Raw genomic sequence first — 22,623 nt, 5'->3', positions numbered from 1 at the left:
GGGTGAGACCTGATGCCGAGCCGATTGTGGTGAAGTGGATGATCCTATGCTGTCGAGAAAAGCCTCTAGCGAGTTTCATGGCGGCCCGTACCCTAAACCGACTCAGGTGGTCAGGTAGAGAATACCGAGGCGTTCGGGTGAACTATGGTTAAGGAACTCGGCAAAATGCCCCCGTAACTTCGGGAGAAGGGGGGCCACACCTGGTGATGGCACTTGCTGCCTGAGCTGGGGGTGGCCGCAGAGACCAGCGAGAAGCGACTGTTTACTAAAAACACAGGTCCGTGCGAAGCCGTAAGGCGATGTATACGGACTGACGCCTGCCCGGTGCTGGAACGTTAAGGGGACCGGTTAGTCACTCTTCGGGGTGGCGAAGCTGAGAACTTAAGCGCCAGTAAACGGCGGTGGTAACTATAACCATCCTAAGGTAGCGAAATTCCTTGTCGGGTAAGTTCCGACCTGCACGAATGGCGTAACGACTTCTCGACTGTCTCAACCATAGGCCCGGTGAAATTGCACTACGAGTAAAGATGCTCGTTTCGCGCAGCAGGACGGAAAGACCCCGGGACCTTTACTACAGTTTGATATTGGTGTTCGGTTCGGCTTGTGTAGGATAGGTGGGAGACTGTGAACCCGGTACGCCAGTATCGGGGGAGTCGCCGTTGAAATACCACTCTGGTCGTGCTGGATGTCTAACCTGGGTCCGTGATCCGGATCAGGGACAGTGTCTGATGGGTAGTTTAACTGGGGCGGTTGCCTCCCAAAGGGTAACGGAGGCGCCCAAAGGTTCCCTCAGCCTGGTTGGTAATCAGGTGTTGAGTGTAAGTGCACAAGGGAGCTTGACTGTGAGACTGACGGGTCGAGCAGGGACGAAAGTCGGGACTAGTGATCCGGCGGTGGCTTGTGGAAGCGCCGTCGCTCAACGGATAAAAGGTACCCCGGGGATAACAGGCTGATCTTCCCCAAGAGTCCATATCGACGGGATGGTTTGGCACCTCGATGTCGGCTCGTCGCATCCTGGGGCTGGAGTCGGTCCCAAGGGTTGGGCTGTTCGCCCATTAAAGCGGTACGCGAGCTGGGTTTAGAACGTCGTGAGACAGTTCGGTCCCTATCCGCTGTGCGCGTAGGAATATTGAGAAGGGCTGTCCCTAGTACGAGAGGACCGGGACGGACGAACCTCTGGTGTGCCAGTTGTTCTGCCAAGGGCATGGCTGGTTGGCTACGTTCGGGAGGGATAACCGCTGAAAGCATCTAAGCGGGAAGCCTGCTTCGAGATGAGTATTCCCACCCACTTGATGGGGTAAGGCTCCCAGTAGACGACTGGGTTGATAGGCCAGATATGGAAGCCTGGTAACGGGTGGAGTTGACTGGTACTAATAGGCCGAGGGCTTGTCCTCAGTTGCTCGCGTTCACTGTGTTGGTTCTGAAACCACGAACAACCCCACACTGTGGTGTGGTGCGGTAGTTCACAGTTTCATAGTGTTTCGGTGGTCATAGCGTGAGGGAAACGCCCGGTTACATTCCGAACCCGGAAGCTAAGCCTTACAGCGCCGATGGTACTGCAGGGGGGACCCTGTGGGAGAGTAGGACGCCGCCGAACAAATTTTGAGGGAAACCCCCGTGCCGGATGGCACGGGGGTTTTCTGCGTTTAGGGCCGGGCCTTTACCTGGCTGCCCTTTCAGGCCGGGCCGACCATTCAGGTCGGGCGGACCAATTTCGTGTCGTACGCCAGGATCACTGCCTGCACCCGGTCCCGGGCACCCGTCTTCGCGAGGATGCGGCCCACATGCGTCTTCACCGTCGATTCGGCCAGATGCAGCCGCGCGGAGATCTCCGTGTTCGTCCAGCCCTGGCCGATGACCGTGAGGATCTGGAGTTCCCGGTCGGTCAGTGAGGCCAGGAGCGGATGCTTGGCCGGATCCGCCCGGCTTCCGGAGGCCCCGCCGCTCGGCAGCTGGTCCGCGAACGCGTCGAGGAGGCGCCGGGTCAGCCTCGGGGCCACCACCGCGTCACCCGTCGCCACCGCGCGGATGCCGGACAGGAGCTCCTCCGGCAGCGCGTCCTTGATGAGGAAGCCCGAGGCCCCCGCGCGCAGCCCCGCGTACGCGTACTCGTCCAGGTCGAACGTCGTGAGGATGAGGACGCGGGACGCCGAGCCGGACGCGACGATGCGGCGGGTGGCCTCGATGCCGTCCATGTCGGGCATGCGGATGTCCATCAGGATGACGTCCGGGCGGATGCCGGCGGCCATGCGGACCGCATCGGCTCCGCTGCCGCCCTCACCCGCCACCGTCATGTCGTCCTGGCTCTCCAGAAGCATGCGGAAGCCGAAGCGTTGCAGGGGCTGATCGTCGACTATGAGGACGCTGGTCACTGAGCGGATTCCTTCGGGGAAGCGACAAGAGCGGAGACAGCGGACGAGGAAGATGAGGAGGAAGAGGCGGACGAGACAGCGTGGGCAGCCGTCGTGCGGGGCAGATGGAGGCGGACCTCCCAGCCGGTGGCGGGGCGGGGGCGCGGACCGGCCTCAAGTGTGCCCGCGTACAGGGCCGTTCGCTCCCGCATGCCGGTGAGGCCGCGGCCGTCGCGGACGTCTGGCGTGCGGGCCGCGGCGCCCGTGTCCGTGACGGTGACCGTCACCCCGTCGTCGGCGTACGTGATCCGGACGGCCGCCGTCGCCCCCGGGCCGCCGTGCTTGAGGGTGTTCGTCAGGGCCTCCTGCACCACGCGGTACACCGTGAGTTCCTGGCCCTGGGGCAGGGCGTCGGGGCGGCCGTGGACCGTGGTGCGGACGGGCAGGCCCGCGGAGCGCACGCCGTCGACGAGGCGCGTCAGATCGGCGAGCGCGGGCTGCGGGGCCAGGGCCGCGGTCTCCGGGGCGTCGTCGCGCAGGACGTCCAGGAGCCGGCGCAGCTCGGCGAGGGCCTGGCGGCTGGTGGAGCCGATGGCGTCGAGGGCCTGCGCGGCGTGCTCGGGGGACTTCGCGGCCGCGTACTTGCCGCCGTCGGCGAGACCCGTGATGACGGACAGGTTGTGGCCGATGATGTCGTGCATCTCGCGGGCGATGCGGGTGCGTTCGGCGGCCGCGGCGAGCCGGGCCTGCTGGTCGCGTTCCACCTCGAGCCTGCGGGCGCGCTCGACGAGGGCCTGGGTGTGGTCCTGGCGTGAGCGGACGGCGATGCCGAGGAGCGCGACGATCGCGTACGCCCACACCTGCGGCACGATCTGCTGGTCCCAACTGCCCCTCGGGTAGCGGACGGTCCCCACGAGCAGCGGCACCAGCATCAGCGCGCCCGCCCACCCCAGCGTTCGCAGGGGCAGCCGCAGCGCGACGCCGAACAGGACGACGAGCTGGACGAGGGCGGCCTGGAGCATCGCGCCGGTGCCCGCGCTGACCGTGCCGAACGCCACCATGACGGCGAGGACCGCCATCGGGTGGCGGCGCCGCCACAGCAGCGGCAGCGTCAGACCGAGGCTCGTCCCGAGGACGAGCGGGCCGGGGACGTCCTGGTTGTGGGCGACGTTGCGCCAGCCACCGCCGGCGAAGTCGACGCAGGCGGCCGTCACGAAGAAGCCGGTGACCAGGAGGTCCCAGAGCAGCGGGCGGCGCTCGTCGACGGCGCGCACCCGCTGGACCAGGCGCTGGACGTACTGGGTGAGGGGGTGCGGGTCGTGGGCCACGAGCTCATCCTCGTACAGGAGTTCCATGCGTGGGGGCGGTGCGGGTCAGACGTCGCGGCGCTTGAGGAGGTACGAGGCCGCGGTGAGGACCGCGAGGGCCCACAGGACGAGGGTGAACAGGGCGGGGCCGGGGGCGATCGTGTTGTCCACGCGGGTGAGGGAGCCGAGCGACGAGGCGGCCTGGGCGGGGAAGCAGCGCACGACGTCGTCCACGCCGCCGAACGGCAGCGTCGAGAAGATCTCCGGCAGGACGAGCACGGAGCCGACGAACGCGCCGATGCCGCCGGGCACCGAGCGGAGCAGCGCCCCGAGCCCCAGGGCGATCAGGCTGAGCAGGGTGACGCCCGCCGCGTTGCCCGCGAGGGCGCCGAGGACGCCGGAGTCGGTGAGCGCCAGCTCCTTGTCGGTGTCCGCGAGCCAGATCTGGGCGGTGAGGAAGGTGACGACGTTGGTGACGAAGGACAGCGTGAACGCCACCGCCGTGAAGACCGCGGCCTTCGACCACAGGACCGGTCGGCGGCGCGGGACGGCGGTCAGGGAGGCGCGGATCATGCCCGTCGCGTACTCGCCCGCGGTGACCAGGATGCCGAGGACGGCGAGGCAGATCTGGGAGAGCTGGGTGCCGAAGAGTGTGAAGACGATGGTGTCGACGTCGGAGTCGTCGCCGTCGTACGTGCTGCCCATGGTGATGCCGACGGCGAGGACCAGGGCGCTCGCCGCGAGCACGGTGATCCAGGTGGTGCGCAGCGTCCACAGCTTGTGCCACTCGGAGCGCAGGACGCGGGCCGGGGTGACCCGGTAGGAGGGGGTGGTCGTGGTCATGCCGCGGCTCCTTCCAGGGGGGCGACGCCCGGAGTCACGTACTCGACGGAGTCGTGGGTCAGGTCCATGAAGGCCTGCTCCAGGGAGGCGGTGTGCGGGGTGAGTTCGAAGAGGGGGATGGCGTGGGCGGCGGCGGTGCGGCCGATGTGTTCGGCGTCGGTGCCGCGGACGTCGAGGGTGCCGGGGGCATCGGGAGCGCCGGTGGTGGCGCCGTCGATGGTGACGCCGGGGCCCGCGAGGAGCGCGGCGAGGCGGGCCGCCGCGGGGGACACCACCTTCACGGAGCCGGTGCCGGACTCGCGGACGAACTTCTCCACGGTCGTGTCCGCGAGCAGCCGGCCCCGGCCGACGATGATCAGGTGGTCGGCGGTCAGGGCCATCTCGCTCATGAGGTGCGAGGAGACGAGGACCGTGCGGCCCTCGGCGGCCTGTGCCTTGAGGAGGTTGCGGATCCACAGGACGCCGTCGGGGTCGAGGCCGTTGACCGGCTCGTCCAGGACGAGCGTCGCGGGGTCGCCGAGGAGGGCCGCCGCGATGCCGAGGCGCTGGCCCATGCCGAGGGAGAAGCCCTTCACGCGGCGGCCCGCGACGTCGGTGAGGCCGGTGGTGGCGAGGACGTGCTCGACGCGGGAGCGGGGGATTCCGTGGGTGTGGGCGAGGGCCGTCAGATGGTGGTACGCGGAGCGGCCGGGGTGCAGGGAGCGGGCCTCCAGGAGCGCGCCGACTTCCGTGAGGGGCGCGCTGTGGGTGGCGTAGGCGCGGCCGCCGACGGTGCAGTGGCCGCTCGTCGGGGCGTCGAGGCCGAGGAGCATCCGCATGGTGGTGGACTTGCCCGCGCCGTTCGGGCCGAGGAAGCCGGTGACGGTGCCGGGGTGGACCTCGAAGCTGAGGTCGTCGACGGCGGTCTTGGCGCGGGTGCCGCGGCCGTAGCGTTTGGTGAGTCCCTGTGCGCGAATCATGGGTCGATGGTCGCGGCGGGGCGGGCCGCGGCGCGTCGGACCGGGGTCCTGAGCTCGGGCGGGGCGTAGTACCGGGGTACGACGGCGGGCGGAAAACCAGGCGGCCTTGAGCTGGGGTGTTGCCTAGGATCGGGACATGGAGCACCTCATACGCCCCGTGCGTGGCGACGAATGGCGACAGGTCAGGGCGCTGCGCCTCCTTGCCCTGCGGGATCCCGCGGCCCCGGTCGCCTTCCTGGAGACGTACGAGAAGGCCGTCGCCCAGCCGGACGAGTACTGGCAGGACCGGACCACGAACGCGGCGCCGGGCGGGCCGATGCGGCAGTTCATCGCGGAGGGGCCGGACGGCGGCTGGGCGGGGTCGGTGACCGTGCTCGTCGAGGAGCCTGGCGCGCAGAGCGTGCTCGGGGCCGGTGTCGAGGTGCGACAGGCGCATCTGGTGGGCGTGTACGTGCGGCCCGAGCACCGGGGCACGGGCCTGACCGAGGCGCTGTTCGAGGCGGCGGTGGAGTGGGCGCGGGCGGCGGACGGGGCCGGTGTCGAGCGGGTGCGGCTCTTCGTGCACGAGGACAACGAACGGGCCGAGGCCTTCTACCGCCGGTTCGGCTTCGCGCGCAGCGGCCGGTCGGCGTCGGTGCCCGGGGATCCCTCGGCGCTCGAGTACGAGATGGTGCTGGCGCAGGCTCGCGGTCGCTAGCCGATCAGTTCGTCGTGGGGCCAGCGGGCGCGGCCCTGTTCGCGGGAGCGGAGCAGGGCGAGCGTCGGCATGCCCTGGTCGGCTCCGGCGGCGAGGAGCTCCGGCAGCTGGGGGAGCGGGGCGACGGCCGCGACGTCGTCGAGTACGAGGGTCAGGGGCGGGTCGAGCCGCCTCGTGGGGGAGCGGTCGGCGAGGCGGCGGCCGCGCTCGACCATGCTGGAGGCGAGCGCCGTGAGCAGCGGCATCGCGCCCGGGTTCGCCTTGGGGTCCTCGATCGCCTCGCCCACCACGAAGAGGGTGCCGCCCTCGTCGACGAGGGACTCCAGGCTGAGGGCGTCCGCGCGGTTGGGCGTGCAGGACTCCCGTACGTTCAGCGTGAACAGGCAGGACAGGGCGCGGGCCGTCAGCTCCTGGGCCATGTCGCGGCGCTCCGCGTACGCGGTGAGCGCGGACTCCAGCTCGCCCGCGGCGCCCGGGGCGGCCTTGGGGTGGGTGCGCAGGACACGGACGGCGTCCTGGATCTGGGTGCCCTGGGCCCAGCGGTGGACGTGCTTCACGGAGCGGCCGTCCACGGCGGCGGCGTGCAGGAAGCTGCGCAGCAGGAGCTCGGCGGTGTCCGCCACGGCCGTGTCCAGCTTGGCGGCGGGTCTTATGGGGGCGAGCAGGGCGCGGGCGCGGTGGGTCGCCGTGGCCTTGTCCTCGCAGCCGGTGGTGGGGGACCAGTGGAGGCGGGCCGGGGTGTCACAGAGGTGCGCGGGGTCGTAGACGAGGACGGGGCCCAGTTTGGCGCGGGCGTCCTTCGTCTCCTCCCACAGGGTGGGGTCGGAGGTGATGACCAGGGTCGCGGACTCGGCGTCCGCGATGGCCTCCGCGGCCAGGGGGCGGCGGGTTTCGGGGGTGCCGAGGACCAGGGGGGTGCGGGGGGTGGGGACGGTGGGGGGTCGCTTGGCCAGCGCGGGCGGAGTGGGCTCCGGCTTGGGCTCGGCCTCAGCGCTGAGCGGTTGCTCGGCGGCGGGGGCTGTGCCCACCCGTTCCGCCCTCTGGGCTGACCAGTTGCCCACAGCGGGGGCGGGGGCCGGGGCCGGAGTGGGGGGATCGGGCTGCGGGGGAGGCGTGGGCTCCGCGCGGCGGGCTGCCCTGCGGACGGCGCGGAAGCGGGTCAGGGTGCCCATCACGAAGATCGTGAGGACGATGAGGACCATCACCTGGCCGATGAGGAAGCCCCAGAAGAGGCCGTAGCCGGAGAGCTGGTCCTGGGGCGTTGCGGGCCAGGCGCCCGCGACGTCGTGGGGTTGCTGGACGAGGTGGCGTACGGCGGGCGGCGTGTTGTTGAACGTGACGTGGTCGGGCCACTCGCCGTGGGCCCACCACCCGGCGATGCCGGTCGCCGACCACATGAGGAGGACCATGCCGACCACGAAGGCCAGGGCGCCCACGAGCAGGGCGTCCGGGACGCCGCGCTCGCGGCCGGGCTGTTCCTGGCGGCGGTCCCGGTTGCCGTCCCGTGCCATGTCACGCCACCGTCGACCGGGAGGATCCCGCGGGGCCCTCGCCCATCTGCTGTTCCATGTACGCCGCCCTTTCCTCCGCCTCCCGTTCGGCCGCCGCGAGGACGTCGTCGGTCGCGAGCAGGTCGCTCGCGGACTCCGTCATGGCGCGGTCGGTGAAGACCAGGGGGCGCTCCGTCTCCGTGATCAGGTGTTTGACCACCTGGACATTGCCGTTGACGTCCCAGACCGCGATGCCGGGCGTCAGGGTGGGGATGATCTCAACCGCCCACCGGGGCAGGCCGATGACGCGGCCCGTGGCGCGTGCCTCGTCCGCCTTCTGGGCGTAGACCGTGCGCGTGGACGCCATCTTCAGGATGGCGGCGGCCTCCTTCGCGGCCGCGCCGTCGACGACGTCCGAGAGGTGGTGGACGACCGCGACGAAGGACAGGCCGAGGCGGCGGCCGAACTTCAGCAGGCGCTGGAACAGCTGGGCCACGAAGGGCGAGTTGATGATGTGCCAGGCCTCCTCGACGAGGAAGATGCGCTTCTTCCGGTCGGGGCGGATCCAGGTGTGCTCCAGCCACACGCCGACGATCGCCATGAGGATGGGCATGGCGATGGAGTTGCGGTCGATGTGGGAGAGGTCGAAGACGATGAGCGGCGCGTCGAGGTCGATGCCGACGGTCGTGGGGCCGTCGAACATGCCGCGCAGGTCGCCGTCCACCAGGCGGTCGAGGACCAGGGCCACGTCCAGGCCCCAGGCCCGGACGTCGTCTATGGCCACGTTCATGGCCTCGGCGGACTCCGGTTCGGGGTGGCGCAGCTGCTCGACGATGTCGGTGAGGACGGGCTGGCGGTCGAGGATGGTCTCGTTGACGTAGGCGTGCGCGACCTTGAGCGCGAAGCCGGAGCGCTCGTCGAGGCCGTGGCCCATGGCCACCTCGATGATGGTCCGCAGCAGCGCGAGCTGGCCGGTCGTGGTGATCGCCGGGTCGAGCGGGTTGAGGCGGATGCCCATGTCGAGGGCGGCCGTCGGGTCGAGCCGGATGGGGGTTATCCCCAGCTCCTGAGCGATGAGGTTCCACTCGCCGACGCCGTCCTCGCCCTGGGCGTCAAGGACGACGACCTGGCGGTCCTTGAACCGCAGCTGGCGCAGGACGTACGTCTTCTCCAGGGCGGACTTGCCGTTGCCGGACTCGCCGAGGACCAGCCAGTGGGGGGCCGGGAGCTGCTGGCCGTACAGCTGGAACGGGTCGTAGATGTAGCCCTTGCCGGAGTACACCTCGCGCCCGATGATCACGCCGGAGTCGCCGAGGCCGGGTGCGGCCGTCGGCAGATAGACCGCCTGGGCCTGGCCCGTCGACGTGCGCACCGGGAGGCGGGTGGTCTCGACCTTCCCGAACAGGAACGACGTGAACGCGTCCGTGAGGACGGTCAGCGGATCCCGCATCGCACCTTCACACCCCTACCGTTGTGGTTCATCGCCGGATGCCGGTCGCGAACGGCAGCGTGTTCACGAAGGCCCGGTGGTGCTCGCGGTCGCACCACTCCAGTTTCAGATACGACTTTCCGGCCGACGCCCTTATCGTCCGCTTGTCGCGGGCGAGGGCTTCGGGGGAGCGCGAGGAGACGGTGATGTAGCCGACGAGGTTGACGCCCGCGGCGCCGCTCGCCAGGTCCTCGCCGCGCTGGTCGAGGCGGGAGTGCGAGGCGATGTCGCGGGGGTCGACGGTGCGGTTCATCTTGGCCTGGCGGCTGGCCTCCGCCTCGTCGTTGGTCTTCTCCGTGAGCATGCGCTCGATGGCGACCTCGGTGGGCTCCAGGTCCATGGTGACGGCGACGGTGCGGATCACGTCCGGGGTGTGGACGAGCAGCGGCGCGAGGAAGTTGACGCCGACGGGCGTCATCGGCCACTCCTTGACCCAGGCCGTGGAGTGGCACCAGGGGGCGCGGGTGGACGACTCGCGGGTCTTGGCCTGGAGGTAGGTGGGCTCCATCGCGTCCAGCTCGGCGGGCCAGGCATTACGTTTCGTCATCGCCTGGATGTGGTCGATGGGGTGGTCCGGGTCGTACATGGAGTGGACGAGCGAGGCGAGGCGGCCCTGGCCGAGCGGCTGGCGCACGCGGATGTCGGCCTCCTGGAGCCGCGAGCAGATGTCGGTGAGCTCGCGGGCCATGACGACGGCGAGACCTGCGTCCCGGTCGAGCTTCCTGCCGCCGTGCGGGCGGGCGGCGCGGGCCATGGCCTGTGCCTCGGCGGCCAGGTCGCGGGAGTAGTGCATGCAGGCGACGAGGTAGGCGCGGTGCTGCTCGCTGCTGGTGGACACCATCGACTGGAGCTCGTCGTAGCTGTGCTGGAGCCAGGGCAGCGCGCGGTCGTCGCCGCGCGCGGCGACGTCCTTGGCGTGCGCGTCGGGGTCGGCGGGCAGCGTGCGGGCCAGCATCTGAAGGCGCGTCACGAAGCCGTCGCCGTTGGCGACGTGCTTGAGCAGCGTGCCGAACCGGTCGACGAGGGCCTCCTGGTCCTCGCTGTCGCGCAGGCCGACGCCGGGGCCCTCGATCTCGATGGCGGCGGTGACGGTGCGCCGGTCGGCGTGCAGCAGGACGGCGATCTCGTCGGGCCCGAAGGGCGCGGCGAGCCAGCTGATGCGGCCGATGCCGGGCGGCGGGCCGATCTCCACCTCGCGCCCGTCGAGCCGGACGCCCGACTCGGCGGCCGAGGACCGGTAGGTGGTGCCGCGCCGCAGCGACCGCTTGAAGCTCCGGTTGATCTCGAACCACTTGTAGAACGTGCGTCCCTTGTACGGGAGGTACACCGCCGCGATGGCGATCAGCGGGAAGCCCATGAGCAGCACGATGCGCAGGGCCAGGAACGGGATGAGGATGCCGCACATCATGCCGAGGAACGCGCCGGCGATGATCAGCGCGATCTCGCCGGTCTCGCGGTTGCGGCCGATGATGGCGTTCGGCCGGGCCCGGCCGATCAGATAGGTGCGGCGGGGCGTGACCGGTGGGGACACATGGGACTGGGTCGTCAACGCCCTTCACCTCCAGTGCTGTTCGTACCGCGGTCGCCCGCGTGCGGGGTGCTCGACGGGCTCGTGCGGGGTGGGGGTGCGGCGGAGGGGACAGTTCCGCCGCCGTTCTGGGCGGGGCCCGCCTGGCGGTGGGCGTGCGAGGACAGGCCGCTGCCGACGGCGTTGGCCGCGGCGGCCTGGGGCGGGGTGTCGCCACCGCCGGCCTGGCCGCCGCCCGCCTTGCCGCCGGGGCGTGCGCTGTGGGTGCGGATGCCCTGGGCGACCCAGGCGGCGGGCGAGTTGAGGGCGGTGGCGGCGCGGTTCTCGGCGCCGCGCATCAGGCGGTTGTTGCGGGTGGCCATGATGTCGTCGCCGAAGCCGGGGATGAACCGGTAGATGGAGGCGCTGGCGAAGATGGCGAGGAGGATCACCGAGAGGCCGGAGACGACGGCGGACAGCGAGTCGGGGCCGTCCTCGCCCTGGAGCGCCCCGGCGACGCCGAGCACGATCACGATGATGGGCTTCACCAGGATGATCGCGACCATCAGACCGGCCCAGCGGCGGATGCGGCCCCAGGTGTTCTTGTCGACGAGGCCCGAGTACACGACGGTGCCGAGCAGCGCGCCGACGTAGAGCATCGCGGCGCGGATCACCAGCTCCAGACAGAGGATGCCGGCGGCCGCGATCGACACGGCGGACACGACGATCAGCATGATCGGGCCGCCGCCGATGTCGGTGCCCTTGTCGAGGGCCTGCGAGAACGTGCCGAAGAACCGGTCGGTGTCGCCGCCCACCGACTTGGCGAGCACCTCGGAGACGCCGTCCGTCGCGGACACGACGGTGGACAGGATCAGCGGTGTGAACGCGGACGCGAGCACCGTCAGCCAGAGGAAGCCGATCGCCTCCGAGAGCGCGGTGAGCAGGGGTACGCCGCGCACGGCCCGCTTGGTGACCGCGAGCAGCCACACGATCAGCGTGAGGATCGTCGAGGCGGCGAACACCACGGCGTACTGCTGGAGGAACTTCTCGTTGGTGAAGTCCACGGCGGCGGTGTCGTTCACGTACTCGGTGAGCTTGTTGACGATCCAGGAGGCGGCGTCGCCGAAGCCGCGCGCCAGCGAGCTGAGCGGGTCGAGCTCGGACAGCGCCCCGTTGTCGGGCGTCTTACGGCCTCCGCCGCCGCCTCCACCGCCTTCGCCCTGTTCGCAGTACTTCTTGGCGGGGCCGTGGATGAGCGCGCACGGGTCGTCGTCGGGTGCGGCGGCGGCGCGCGTCGCGAGGAGGAGCACCGCTGTCTGGATGGCCGCGAGGGCGGCGGTCAGCTTCAGTACGGGGCGACTACCGCGCATACGTGAACCCTCCGTACCCTTCCACGGCGTCTGCGATCTCTTCCGAGCCGGACGCGCGGTCGTCGCCCGGGACCGGGGCGGGACCGTCCTTCTGGGTGTGTGTGGTGATCTTCCAGTCGCCGTCGATCCAGGCCAGCTTCATGGTGATCGTGAACCAGCTGTTGGTGACCGGCTTGGTGGACCGCTCGCCCGCGAGGCCGAGGAGGCCGCCGCACCAGGCGGCCACGGTGGCCCTGCCGTCGGCGAAGTCCGTGACCTTCGTGCCGATGGGGCTCGTGCGGGAGACGAACTGGTAGCCGCTCGGTGTGGACCCGTTGGCGTTGAGCCCCACGTTCTTGAAGAAGTCCGCACTGTAGGCCTTGTCCAGATCGGCCTTGAACTTGGCCACGCTGGACGGGGCCATGATGGCCTTGAGGATGCCGTCCCGCTTCGACTTGTCGAACATCTCGGCGGAGCCGAGCGCCACCGCGTAGTTCGCGGCCGCGCTCTGCGCGCCCTGCTCCGTCTTGGCGTACCCCGCTGGGATGCCCCCGTTCTTGCCGCTCACCGGCTTTTCGCCGGTGGGGGCCGTGGGGGAGGTCTGCGCGCCCTTGTCGTGGGCGCCGTCGCCGTCGCCGTCGGACGACGAGTCGTCGCGGTTCGCGAAGGCGATGGCGGCGATGAGGAGGACGACCACGCCGATGACGGTGACGAGGCTGCGGGAGGAGGAGCGGCCGCCGGGGCGGCCGGATCTGCGGGCGCCGCCGTAGCCGTCCTCGCGCTCCGGGAGCCGCGTGCGCGTCTCGCCGGTACCGCCGAAGAGGTCATCGTCATCGCTCATGCCGCGTACGCCCCCTCAACCTCATCCTTGACCACCACGTCCGCCTGGTGCACCGGATATGACGGTAGCCGTGCTGGTTCCCGCGCGGGCGCGGTGTGGTGACTCGACATCAGGGAGTTGCAACCTCAGCCGGTGGGCACGACGGACGGGGGAGAGAAGGGGGACGGGGGAGAAGGTGTGCGGGGCGGGGGTCAGACCGCCATGCCGTACACGATGGTGAAAAGGGTGCCGAGCGAGCCGATGATGAAGACACCGGTCAGGCCCGCGATGATCAGGCCCTTTCCCTGCTCCGCGCTGAACGTGTCGCGCAGTGCCGTCGCTCCGATGCGCTGCTTCGCCGCGCCCCAGATCGCGATGCCGAGGCACAGCAGGATCGCCACGGCCATCACGACCTCGATCATCACGCGTGCTTCGTTGCCCAAGCTCCCGAAGGGACCCCAGTCGGGGGCGATCCCACCGATGATGGTGGTGATGTCGCCCTTCTCGGCTGCCATAAGCATGTGTAACTCACCGCCCCTAGTGGGTTGTTCCTGCGCCTCTGCCCACCTCTGCCTACCGGAGTGCAGAGGACGGAGCTCATTCTCGCCGACAATCCGCCCGGCGTGTGCAGCCTTGGCGTCATTCGTTGAGCGACTTCAAACGTATGGTCACTCTATGTATCACGAGGGGTGACGCCGGGCAACGAAGGTCCGGCGTGGCCACTGACGTCACCTCAGAACGACGTCCGGCCACGCCCTCAGACCCTCCGTCAGGCGAGGTGCCGGAGAAGGCGGTGCGGGGGTCACGTCCGGGGGGAGAGGCCCCCGATGCCGCCGAGGCCGCCGCTGACGACGTAGGTGCAGTCGGTGTAGCGGTAGCCGCCCTGGACCGTGGTGCCGTCGCTGTGGTCGCGGACCAGGCCGGTGCCGCCGGTGCCGCGCTTGTAGAGGAAGTGGTACTCGCCGGGCGGCAGGCGCAGGGTCTTCTGCGGATAGCTCCGGCTCGCCTTGCAGGCCTTGCTCTTGCCCTCGGCCCTGCTGGCGTACGGGGTGCAGCCCGCACAGGCGCCGAGCTTGACGGTGCCGGTGGCCGGGCCGGTGAAGAGGACCTCGACGGCGCTCGCCCCGTCGTTCTTGACGACGAACTCCTGGCCCGAGCCGGGGCCGCGCTGGGCGGGCAGCTTGCGGCCGGCCTGCGGGCGCTCGGCGGCGACTTCGGCGGCGATGGCGATGGTGCGGGCGCGCTCGCGCTTGCCGCTGTTCTTGTACGTGTCGGCGTAGTCGCGCATGCGCTTGGCGGCCTCGGTGAACTGGCCGTCCTCGAACTCGTCCACGCCGCAGGCGTACTCGCCGGACTGGACGGCGCGCTCGGCCCGGGTGGCCAGGGAGCCGCCCTTGCCGCCGGGCAGGGAGGCGGCGACGGCGCGGACGCGGGTCAGCTTCTCGGTGGCGGAGCAGGGGTCGGGGCCCTTGAGGTCGGCGGTGCGGTCGTCGATGGCCGCGCCGAGGGCGGGGACGACCTTCCCGGCGGCTTCGGAGTCGGGGAAGGTCGTCAGGAGCTCCTGGAGGTGGGTGCCGTCGCCCCGGTCGACGGCCGCGGACCCGCACTCGTACAGCGAGGTCGCGAGCCGGTCGTCGGGCCAGGTGGCGAGGCGGCCCAGGCGGTTCTCGCCGATGCGGTCGGGCAGGGTGCGCAGATAGGTGAGGGGCGCGATGGCCTGGCAGTACCGGCCGTCGGCGTAGGGCCGGGCGACGGCCTTGTAGTACGCGTCGAGGCGGTCGGGCACGCGGTCGGCGGCGCGGGAGTCGCCGTGGTCGCGGACGAGGTCGCGGTAGGTGCCCAGGGCGGAGCGGTAGGCGCGCTCGGAGCCGGCGAAGTCCTGTCCGTCCTGGTCCGCGACGAGCCGGTCGGCGTCGGCGAGCCGCTCCAGGAGCATGTCCTCGACGGCCTCGTCCCGGGCGGCCTCGTAGGCGAAGGCGCTCGCGGCGGGGACGGCGAGCAGGACGACGCCGAGCGCGGCGGCGAGCGGGGCGCGCAGCCGCAGGGCGAGGGCGGTGCGGCGGGCGCGGCGGGCCGCGTCGGCGGCGGCGAGCACGAGGAGGGCGAGGTAGCCGACGAGCAGACCGCCGGGGACGCCGTCCACGTCGGCGGGCAGGGCGATCAGGAGCAGCCCGGCGGTCGCCGCCCAGCACAGGACGGCGGGCAGCCAGGCGCGGATGAGGGCGTAGCCGAGGCCGAGTCCGGTGAGGTTGAGCAGGGCGGCGGCGACGGGGCGCAGGGGCTCGGGCGGCGCGGGCGGGGGAGCGGGCGCGGCGGCCGGGGGTTCCAGGAGCTCCGGCGGGCCGTAGGCGGACGGCGCGGGGCCGCCGGGGGGCGGGCCGTACGCGGGGGCGCCGTAGCCGCCGGGGCCGCCGTACGCGGGTGCCTGGGGCGGTGGGCCGTAGGCGGGCCCGGGTGGTGTGGTGGGCGGGGGCCCGGCGGGCAGGGGCGGACCGAAGCCTTCCGGGGGGTTGCCGCCGGAGGGAGGGGTGCCTGTGGGGCCGGGTCCGGCCTGGGGCGCCCCGGGCGCGTGCGCGGGGCTGGACGCGGGCGGGTGGGGCGCGGGTCTCCCGTCGGGCGCCGGTCCGTCTGCGGGCGTGGGCCTGCCTCCGGGCACGGGCGGGCCCTGAGCGGCCGGTCCGTACGCGGGCGCGGGTCCCTGGGGCGCGGGCTCCCGGCCAGGCACCGGCTTGTCCTCGGGCGTGGCGTTGCCCTCAGGCGTGGCCCTGTCCGTGGGCGCGGGCCCGCCATGCCCCGCCGATCCGCCCTCGGACGCGGCCCCGGCTTCAGGCCTCGGCCCGTCTCCGGGGCGGTCCTCGGGCGCGGGCCCGGGTGCTCCGGCTCCGGGCCCGGGCGTGGCCCCAGTCCCCTCAGGCGCGGCCCCGGACGCTCCGGCCTTGGGCGCGGCCCCGGGCGCTCCGGCTCCGGGCGCGGCCCCGGGCGCTCCGGCCTCAGGCGTGGCCCCGGGCCCGGGCGCGGCCCCAGTCCCCTCAGGCGCGGCCCCGGACGCAGGCGCGGCCCCCTCAGGCGTGGCCCCAGCGCCTGCGGGCGCGGGTCCCGCCCCAGCACGGTCCTCGGGCGTGGGTCCGCTCCCCGTCGGCGGCCTGTCCTGCGGGACGGGCCTGTCTCTGGGGTCGTTGGGTTCCATCGTCGGCTCCCCCCAGCCGTAGAACGCGGTGCGCAGCGCGCCGGGCGCCTCCCCCGCGCCCAACCCCCCTACAGTCCGCCAAAGTTGGCGCTCCGTCAATCGTCCGTCACGGTCAGCGTTCGCAGGAAGCAGACCCGGTCGAGGCCGGGGCCGTCGTAGTCCTTGTGCACGGGGACGCCGCCAGGGCCCACGTCGTCGCCGTCCAGGAGGCGGAAGCCGAGGGCGCGGTGGAAGGCGATGGAGCGCGTGTTCGTCGGGGACGTCACCGACCGCACCCGGGTGCGCCCCGCGGCGGCGGCGCCCCGGAAGAAGGTCTCGTACAGCTCGCGGCCCACGCCCTGGCCGCGCAGCTCCGGATCGACGCCCACGAAGTGGATGTACGCCTCGCCCGGGTGGTCGGCCGGGTGGAAGCCGATCAGGAAGGCCCGCACGCCGTCGGCGTCCTCCCGGACGAGGCTCGTACGGGCGAAGAACTGGAGGAACAACTTCGGAAGCAGCAGGGACAGTTCCCGCATCTCGGCGGGGCTGCGGTCGGTCCACCAGGTGCGGACGGCCGCGACGACGGCCGCGTGGTCGCCGGGCTCGGCCGGGCGCAGCCGCGCCGGTGAGGAGCCGCGCTGGCGTGCTGTCATGTCAGTGCCCTTCCACGAAGTGGTCGAATTCGCCCGCGCGCACGCCCAGGACGAAGGCCTCCCACTTCGCGCGGGTCGTCGTGACGACCTGGTCCGGGGCGCCCGTCTCGCGCAGGTACACCGCGTCGTCGGGGCCGAAGGCGTACTCGATCCAGGGGCCGGGTCCCCGGTCGCCCTCCGGGGCGGCGCGGATCCACTCCAGGTCGGCGGGCAGGTCCGGGCGGGTGTCGGTCACGGGGCGCGGCCTCCTTCGGGTCGGGCGTGCGGATCCGAGTATCCGCCGTCGAACGGAAGATGATCCACCCCGGGCGGGGGTCCCGCATCTACACTGACCCCGGCGGACTCCCGGTGGGCGAGGGGTGGTTGACGGTGCGTAAGACATGGCTGCTCGCGTCCGTCGCGTTCAGCGGCTCGGTGGGGTTCATCGGGCTGCTCGTCGTCGGGACCTTCGTCGCCGCGGGCTCGGTCGCCGGGGGCGGCGGGGCGCGGGGCAGCGTCGGCCTCGCCAAGGGCGCGGTGCCCACCACGTACCAGCCGCTCGTGCAGAAGTGGGGCAATCTGTGCAAGGCCATCAACCCGGCCCTGCTCGCCGCCCAGCTGTACCAGGAGAGCGGGTTCAACCCGAGCGCGAAGAGCCCGGCCAGGGCGCAGGGCATAGCGCAGTTCATCCCGGGGACCTGGGCCACGCACGGGATCGACGGCGACGGCGACGGGGACCGGGACGTGTGGGACCCGAAGGACGCCATCCCGTCGGCCGCGTCGTACGACTGCAAGCTCGCCAAGTACGTGAAGGACGCGCCGGGCGACCCGACGAAGAACATGCTCGCCGCGTACAACGCGGGCGCGTACGCCGTGATCAAGTACGGGGGCGTGCCGCCGTACCGCGAGACGCAGAACTACGTCAAGATCATCACGACTCTGGAGCAGAGTTTCGCCAGGCCCGTGGGGCGCGTGAATCCGTCGCGGCAGGCGGCCGGGGCCATCTACTACGCGCAGAAGAAGCTCGGCACCCTGTACCTCTGGGGCGGCAACGGAACGGCCGACCAGGGCGGCCGGTTCGACTGCTCGGGGCTCACGCTCGCCGCGTACCGCAGCGTCGGCATCCCCCTGCCGCGCGTGGCCAACGACCAGTACAACGCGGGGCCGCACCCCAAGCGGGACGAGCTGCTCCCCGGGGACCTGGTGTTCTTCTCCGACGACCTGAGCAACTCGCGGGCCATCCGGCACGTCGGTATCTATGTGGGCGGCGGCTACATGATCGACGCGCCGCGGCCCGGCGCGAAGATCCGCTTCGATCCCGTGGACACTCCTGACTACTTCGGAGCCACCCGAGTGACCGAAGATGGCGCAAAAGCAGTGCCCAGTGAGTCGCCCGAGGAGCGGGAAGAGAAGCCCGACAAGGACCGGGAACCGGCCGGTGAGCCGAGTTCCCCGCCCACCCGCAGGCCCTCCGAAGAGCCCTCGGAAGAGAGTTCAACGGCGCCCTCCGTGCCGTCGGACGCACCGCAGCCGGAGGGCACGGACGTCTGACCGGCGGCCGGAGCGGAGGCGTACGCCCGGCGCACGCGCCGCCCGAGCTGGCTGGAACGCTCCGCTAAAACACCCCCCTGAGCTGCGGCGATGAGTCTCTCTTCGATAACGTCTGAGTGATCATTCGGTGGAGAGTGGAACGTAGATAAGGGGACTGTGCGTTCCCTTGACTGGTACAGCACGCACTGGCCACGGGGGTTGATGGAGGGCGCGTCAGGCGACGCGCCCGCGAGCGATGAGGACAAGGGGCCGCGGCATCATGGCTGGACTCGATACATCCGGGTCGAACCCCGACGTCAGCCTGCTCTACGACATCAACGGCCTGGCGAAGGACTCCCCGGGCTTCGTCGCCCGCGCCATGGAGTTCATCGGCGAGTACGGGCTGCTCGTCGCCCTGGTGCTGCTCGTCCTCTGGTGCTGGTGGGGCGCCCGCAAGCGCGGCGCGCTCGACGACGCGGCCGGCTCCGTCGCCGCCGTCGTCTGGGCCCCGCTCGCCGCCGCCATCGCCGTCCTCGTGAACGTGCCGATACGGAACTTCGTGGAGCGCCCGCGCCCCTTCAAGGACCACCAGGGCCTGGAAGTCCTGGTCGACGGCAAGAACGACTACTCGTTCGTGAGCGACCACGCGACGCTCGCCATGGCCATCGGCGTCGGCCTCTTCGTCGCCCACCGCAAGTTCGGCATCGCCGGGATCGCCCTCGCCGCCCTGGAGGGCTTCTGCCGCGTCTTCATGGGCGTGCACTACCCCACCGACGTGATCGGCGGCTTCGCCCTCGGCACGGCCGTGACGCTGCTGCTCTCGCCCCTCGCGATGGCGCTGCTCACGCCCGTCACCAAGGCGATCGGGCGCTCCGGGAGGGCCGCCCGTCTGGTGTGGGCCCCGCACCGCGGCGCCCGGCCGGTCGCCACCCTGCCGGAGCAGGAGGCCGCGGGATCCGACGAGAAGGGCCTCGCCGCGTAGAGGCGCCCGGCGCCAGGGGCCGGGCGCGCCCCGCCCGTCCCCCGCGGCGGCGCAGCAGCCACACGCCGGTGCCGCCCGAGAGCGCGCCCGCCACGGCCATGCGTATCCGGGTACGTGTCATGCCCCCAGGCCAGCGGTCCCGCGTCGGCCGGGCCACCCGGGGGCGGCCCGGAAGGGGCCGAACGGGTGCGGGGCGCCCGCCGTCGGAGTGGCCCCGGGCGGGGCCCGGAAGGGGCTACAGGGCCTGCGGGAAGCTGAAGAAGCGCGTCGGGTCGTAGGCCTTCTTGACCTTCTTCAGACGGGGCGCCGCCTGGCCGTAGTACGCCTCGCGCCAGTTGGTGAGGGTCGCGTCCGTGTAGTTCTGGTACGCCGCGCCCGACGCGTGGCGCCGCATCGCGCCGTGGGCCCCCTTGAGCCAGCCCTGGGCGCCCGTGCCGGAGGTGCCCGCGCGCCAGGAGGCGATGTACTGGGCGAGCATCCGGGAGCGGCGGTGCACGAACGCCGTGGCCGTCGGGTCGACGCGGTTGATGGCGCCGCCGAGCGCGGTCAGGGCGATGCTGCCCGCGGTGCCGCGCTCGCCGCGCACGTGCTCGATCTCGCCGAGCAGCGCGCGGATCCCGGCGGCGGAGAGCGAGCGGTCGAAGAAGTCCGAGCGGGCCGCGTACGTCTCCCGGCCGAGCGCGCCCGTCGGGGTGCGGCCCGGAGTGCTGCCCGGCAGATGGCACTGGGCGTCCGTCGCGAACGACGAGCAGCCCGCGTACACCTCCATGGCCTCCTCGTAGCCGCGGCGCTTCAGGGAGACGCTGCGGGCCGGGGCGCCCACCTTGTCGGCGAGGCGGTCGACGGCGTTCTGCAGCCCGCCGTACGTGCCGAGCGAGAAGGCCGCGACGGAGACGGTGGGGGTGCCGCCGGGCACGGCCGCGAGGTGCAGCGACGACCAGATCTCGTCCGGCTGCGAAGGCCCCCACTCCTGCCAGGCCTTCACCACCGCGGCGGCCTTCGCCCACGGCCAGGTGAGGTACGCGGAGACCGCCTGCGGGGCCGGGTGGGTGCGGAACGTCAGCTCGGTGACGACGCCGAACTGGCCGTTGCCCGCGCCGCGCAGCGCCCAGAACAGGTCCTTGTGCTCGGACTTGTCGGCCCTGATCAGCTTCCCGGCGGCCGTGACGAGCGTCGCGGAGGTGAGGCTGTCGCAGGTCAGGCCGTAGGCGCGGGAGACGACGCCGTGGCCGCCGCCGAGGGTCAGTCCGCTGATGCCGACCGTCGGGCAGGAGCCCGCGGGGATGGTGACGCCCTTCGCGGCGAGGGCGCGGTAGACGTCGATGAGCTTCGCGCCGCCGCCGATGGTGGCGGTGGAGCCGGAGACGCGGGTGCGGTTGAGGCGCGACACGTCGAGGATCAGCCGGCCGGTGCCGGAGGACCAGCCCGCGTACGAATGGCCGCCGTTGCGGACCGCCACGGGGACGTCGTGGGCGCGGGCGTAGGCCAGGGTGGTGCGGATGTCGTCGGGGTGCGCGACGTACGCGACGGCCGTCGGCTTCAGGTTGTCGAAGCGGGTGTTGTACAGCTGGCGGGCCGTGGCCCAGTGCGCCTCGTTCGGACGGACCAGGGAGCCGTCCAGGTCACGGGCGAGCGCGGTGAGGTTGGCGGCCGCGGACGCGGCGGCCGTCCTGATCGGCGTGGTGGCCGTGGAAGCCGTCGCGGACCCCGCCGTGCCGCTCGCCGACGCGCTGCCGCTCGCCCTGCCCGTGCCGCCGCTCCCACCGGTGCAGGCGGCCGTACCGGCCGCCGCGACGGCGGCGGCCGCCGTCCCTATGAACGTACGCCGTGCCAGCCGTTCCATGAACCCTCCCGTTGCCTTCCCGCACAACGAGACGACAGCGGGAGCCGCGGGGTTCCGGCGAAACGGTGGTACTGGAGCGGGCGTTCAGAGCGTTTCGCTGTGGGCGGCGGCGTCGGCACGGGCCTTGCTGCGGGCGCGGCGCGCGGGGCCCCGCCAGCCACAGCTGCATCGGGCGGCACAGAAGCGTCCGTTCTCGACCGTGGTCGTACGGTGCGGCGGTTCGGGGGAAGACGACTCGGGCACGGCCCCCACGGTACGCCGGAAGAGTGAACGCGCTCGCGCGTGACAACACCCCGTACCGGTCGTTATGGGGAACACAGGGGGCTCGACCCGGTGGCCGTCGCACGGCGTCCGCCGACGCGTGGAAAGGCTTGGGGGTCGGCAGGGCGATGGGACAGCGGCACAGGCACACGGGCACGGCGGCCGTCACGGCCGCGGTGGGTCTCATGACGCTCGCCACGGGCTGTTCGGGCGGCGGTGCCGCGGCCAGCGACGACCCCGCCAAGGAGGTGCGCGACGCCGCCGACGCGCTGGTGCGCGCGGGCAGCTCCCGGGCGCGTACGTCCATGGAGATGGCCAGCGGCGGGACCCGGGTGACCGTCCGGGGCCACGGGACGTACGACTTCCGGCGGCGGCAGGGGCGGTTCGAGGTCGTGCTGCCGCAGGACCCGGCGGACCGCGGCCGGCGCAGGCCGCCGGTCACGGAGCTGATGACGGGCGGGGACCTCTACATGAAGAACCGCGGCTCTGGGGTGCCCGCCGACAAGTGGGTGCGCGTCGACACGGCCTCCCTGTCCGACGGCAACCTCGTCACGGGCGGCGCCACCGATCCGCTCGTCGCCGCCGAACTGCTGCGCGGGGCCCGCCAGGTGACGTACGTGCGCGAGACGCGCGTCGACGACGTCACGGTGCGGCACTACCGGGGCGTGGCCGAGCTGGCGGGCGCGGTGGCCGGGGCGTCCGCGCCGTACCGGGACGCGCTGCGGGCGGCGGTGGCGAAAGGGTTCAGCAAGGGCGGTGTTCCGTTCGACGCCTACCTCGACGAGCGGGGGCGGCTGCGCAAGCTGCGCCACCGCTTCCAGGTGGCCAACGCGGAGGTCGCCTCGACGACGTCGCTGTACGGGTTCGGGGCGCCGGTGCGGGTGCGGCTGCCGCCGGAGAAGGACATCTACACCGGGAAGATCGCCGAGCGGTAGCGGCCGGGTGCGGGCCCTGGCCCGGGCCCCGGCGGGGTGCCGGGCGGTGGCCGCATATCGATGGCTGATAGTCGCAATATGGTCCGTCCGTGCCATGCGCGGTACGTAGGCCGCTCCCTACTCTAGGAAGCCGGTACCCGGCACAACCGTGGTCAGGAAGAGGTGGTGAACGTGGCTCTGGTGCGCGGCACGGCGGTTCAGGACCACGTTGCCCTCGCCGAGATCGAGCTGTGCGGCGAACTGATCATCGCGGCGTCGGCCGCACATGGTGAGCGGCTCAGTGCGGACCGGATCGACGAGGTGCTTCGAGTCTCCGACGCCCAGCAGGACGACGGCCGGCCCCCGGGCCCGGGGGCGTAGCTCCCCCGCCCGCTCGCGCGGGGGCGCCCCCTCTCCGTTGCCCCGGCGGGCAGCAGGGCCCTGGACGCCCCGCCCCGGGGGAGCCTGGCCCCGGCCGGGGTG

General features: G+C 71.9%; 19 protein-coding genes and 2 rRNA genes (1 of these 21 only partly in view). 7 read left to right on the top strand and 14 right to left on the bottom strand.

The genetic code is table 11. The annotated features are described in order from the left end of the window. Positions 1-1,394 (top strand): 23S ribosomal RNA (locus MQV74_RS20145); it begins 1,729 nt to the left of the window's first position. An 86-nt stretch (positions 1,395-1,480) separates the two neighbouring features. Next, positions 1,481-1,597, top strand: a 5S ribosomal RNA gene (gene rrf, locus MQV74_RS20140). A gap of 97 nt (positions 1,598-1,694) precedes the next feature. Here the strand turns inward: rrf and MQV74_RS20135 are convergent. Genes MQV74_RS20135 through MQV74_RS20120 form a run of 4 tightly spaced genes read right to left on the bottom strand, consistent with a single transcriptional unit; the run spans position 1,695 to position 5,460 of the window. Then, a complete protein-coding gene (locus MQV74_RS20135; RefSeq protein ID WP_242719637.1) occupies positions 1,695-2,372 on the bottom strand; it encodes a response regulator in 678 nt (225 codons plus the stop codon). After that, entirely contained in the window at positions 2,369-3,706 is a 1,338-nt protein-coding gene (locus MQV74_RS20130; RefSeq protein ID WP_242719635.1) for a sensor histidine kinase, read from the bottom strand. The genes MQV74_RS20135 and MQV74_RS20130 overlap by 4 nt, the downstream gene beginning before the upstream one ends. Positions 3,707-3,724: 18 nt before the next feature. Then, positions 3,725-4,501: an ABC transporter permease gene (locus tag MQV74_RS20125; RefSeq protein WP_242719633.1), complete on the bottom strand. Its 777-nt coding sequence runs from the start codon at positions 4,499-4,501 to the stop codon at positions 3,725-3,727. Further along, on the bottom strand, positions 4,498-5,460 hold the full coding sequence (locus MQV74_RS20120) for an ATP-binding cassette domain-containing protein (RefSeq protein ID WP_242719631.1): 963 nt from the start codon (positions 5,458-5,460) through the stop codon (positions 4,498-4,500). Before MQV74_RS20120 ends, MQV74_RS20125 begins: the two co-directional genes overlap by 4 nt. Positions 5,461-5,596: 136 nt before the next feature. Between MQV74_RS20120 and MQV74_RS20115 the strand changes: the two genes are divergently transcribed. Next, on the top strand, positions 5,597-6,157 hold the full coding sequence (locus MQV74_RS20115) for a GNAT family N-acetyltransferase (RefSeq protein ID WP_242719629.1): 561 nt from the start codon (positions 5,597-5,599) through the stop codon (positions 6,155-6,157). On the opposite strand, the gene MQV74_RS20110 is transcribed toward MQV74_RS20115, so the two are convergent. The 9 genes from MQV74_RS20110 to MQV74_RS20070 form a co-directional block, all read right to left on the bottom strand. Then, the gene (locus tag MQV74_RS20110) at positions 6,154-7,668 is read right to left on the bottom strand and encodes a type IV secretory system conjugative DNA transfer family protein (RefSeq protein WP_242719627.1); all 1,515 of its coding nucleotides are present in this window, start codon (positions 7,666-7,668) and stop codon (positions 6,154-6,156) included. The two genes, MQV74_RS20115 and MQV74_RS20110, sit on opposite strands and share 4 nt — an antisense overlap. Position 7,669: 1 nt before the next feature. After that, on the bottom strand, positions 7,670-9,097 hold the full coding sequence (locus MQV74_RS20105) for an ATP-binding protein (protein ID WP_138960498.1): 1,428 nt from the start codon (positions 9,095-9,097) through the stop codon (positions 7,670-7,672). Between the two features lie 28 nt (positions 9,098-9,125). Continuing rightward, positions 9,126-10,685 (bottom strand): ECF transporter S component, encoded by a 1,560-nt coding sequence (locus MQV74_RS20100; protein WP_242719625.1) that lies wholly within the window; start codon positions 10,683-10,685, stop codon positions 9,126-9,128. Then, the gene (locus MQV74_RS20095; RefSeq protein WP_242719623.1) at positions 10,682-12,013 is read right to left on the bottom strand and encodes a hypothetical protein; all 1,332 of its coding nucleotides are present in this window, start codon (positions 12,011-12,013) and stop codon (positions 10,682-10,684) included. Before MQV74_RS20095 ends, MQV74_RS20100 begins: the two co-directional genes overlap by 4 nt. Next, positions 12,003-12,833, bottom strand: coding sequence for a hypothetical protein (locus MQV74_RS20090; RefSeq protein ID WP_242719621.1), 831 nt, complete (start codon positions 12,831-12,833; stop codon positions 12,003-12,005). Before MQV74_RS20090 ends, MQV74_RS20095 begins: the two co-directional genes overlap by 11 nt. A gap of 191 nt (positions 12,834-13,024) precedes the next feature. Then, the gene (locus tag MQV74_RS20085; RefSeq protein WP_030689133.1) at positions 13,025-13,333 is read right to left on the bottom strand and encodes a hypothetical protein; all 309 of its coding nucleotides are present in this window, start codon (positions 13,331-13,333) and stop codon (positions 13,025-13,027) included. Between the two features lie 281 nt (positions 13,334-13,614). Further along, a complete protein-coding gene (locus MQV74_RS20080; RefSeq protein ID WP_242729400.1) occupies positions 13,615-15,537 on the bottom strand; it encodes a proline-rich domain-containing protein in 1,923 nt (640 codons plus the stop codon). Between the two features lie 557 nt (positions 15,538-16,094). Next, positions 16,095-16,631: a GNAT family N-acetyltransferase gene (locus MQV74_RS20075; RefSeq protein WP_242719619.1), complete on the bottom strand. Its 537-nt coding sequence runs from the start codon at positions 16,629-16,631 to the stop codon at positions 16,095-16,097. Between the two features lies 1 nt (position 16,632). Next, positions 16,633-16,866 carry a DUF397 domain-containing protein gene (locus MQV74_RS20070; RefSeq protein WP_242719617.1) on the bottom strand — a complete coding sequence of 78 codons (234 nt, stop codon included), beginning with the start codon at positions 16,864-16,866 and terminating at the stop codon, positions 16,633-16,635. Positions 16,867-16,994: 128 nt separating this feature from the next. On the opposite strand from MQV74_RS20070, the gene MQV74_RS20065 reads away from it, so the two are divergent. Further along, positions 16,995-18,161 (top strand): C40 family peptidase, encoded by a 1,167-nt coding sequence (locus MQV74_RS20065; protein WP_278194185.1) that lies wholly within the window; start codon positions 16,995-16,997, stop codon positions 18,159-18,161. A gap of 259 nt (positions 18,162-18,420) precedes the next feature. Continuing rightward, positions 18,421-19,122, top strand: a complete 702-nt coding sequence (locus tag MQV74_RS20060; protein ID WP_242719614.1) for a phosphatase PAP2 family protein — start codon at positions 18,421-18,423, stop codon at positions 19,120-19,122. A 235-nt stretch (positions 19,123-19,357) separates the two neighbouring features. On the opposite strand, the gene MQV74_RS20055 is transcribed toward MQV74_RS20060, so the two are convergent. Further along, the gene (locus tag MQV74_RS20055) at positions 19,358-20,956 is read right to left on the bottom strand and encodes an FAD-binding oxidoreductase (RefSeq protein ID WP_242728916.1); all 1,599 of its coding nucleotides are present in this window, start codon (positions 20,954-20,956) and stop codon (positions 19,358-19,360) included. Positions 20,957-21,354: 398 nt separating this feature from the next. Here MQV74_RS20055 and MQV74_RS20050 point away from each other — a divergent pair, with 398 nt between their 5' ends. After that, on the top strand, positions 21,355-22,161 hold the full coding sequence (locus MQV74_RS20050) for a hypothetical protein (protein WP_374120654.1): 807 nt from the start codon (positions 21,355-21,357) through the stop codon (positions 22,159-22,161). 171 nt (positions 22,162-22,332) lie between these two features. Then, the gene (locus MQV74_RS20045; protein WP_242728914.1) at positions 22,333-22,521 is read left to right on the top strand and encodes a hypothetical protein; all 189 of its coding nucleotides are present in this window, start codon (positions 22,333-22,335) and stop codon (positions 22,519-22,521) included. Positions 22,522-22,623: the final 102 nt, after the last annotated feature.

Origin of the sequence: Streptomyces sp. AN091965, from assembly GCF_022698285.1 — a bacterium.
In the GTDB taxonomy this organism is placed as follows: Bacteria; Actinomycetota; Actinomycetes; order Streptomycetales; family Streptomycetaceae; genus Streptomyces.
This window is presented reverse-complemented; position numbering and strand designations above follow the sequence as displayed.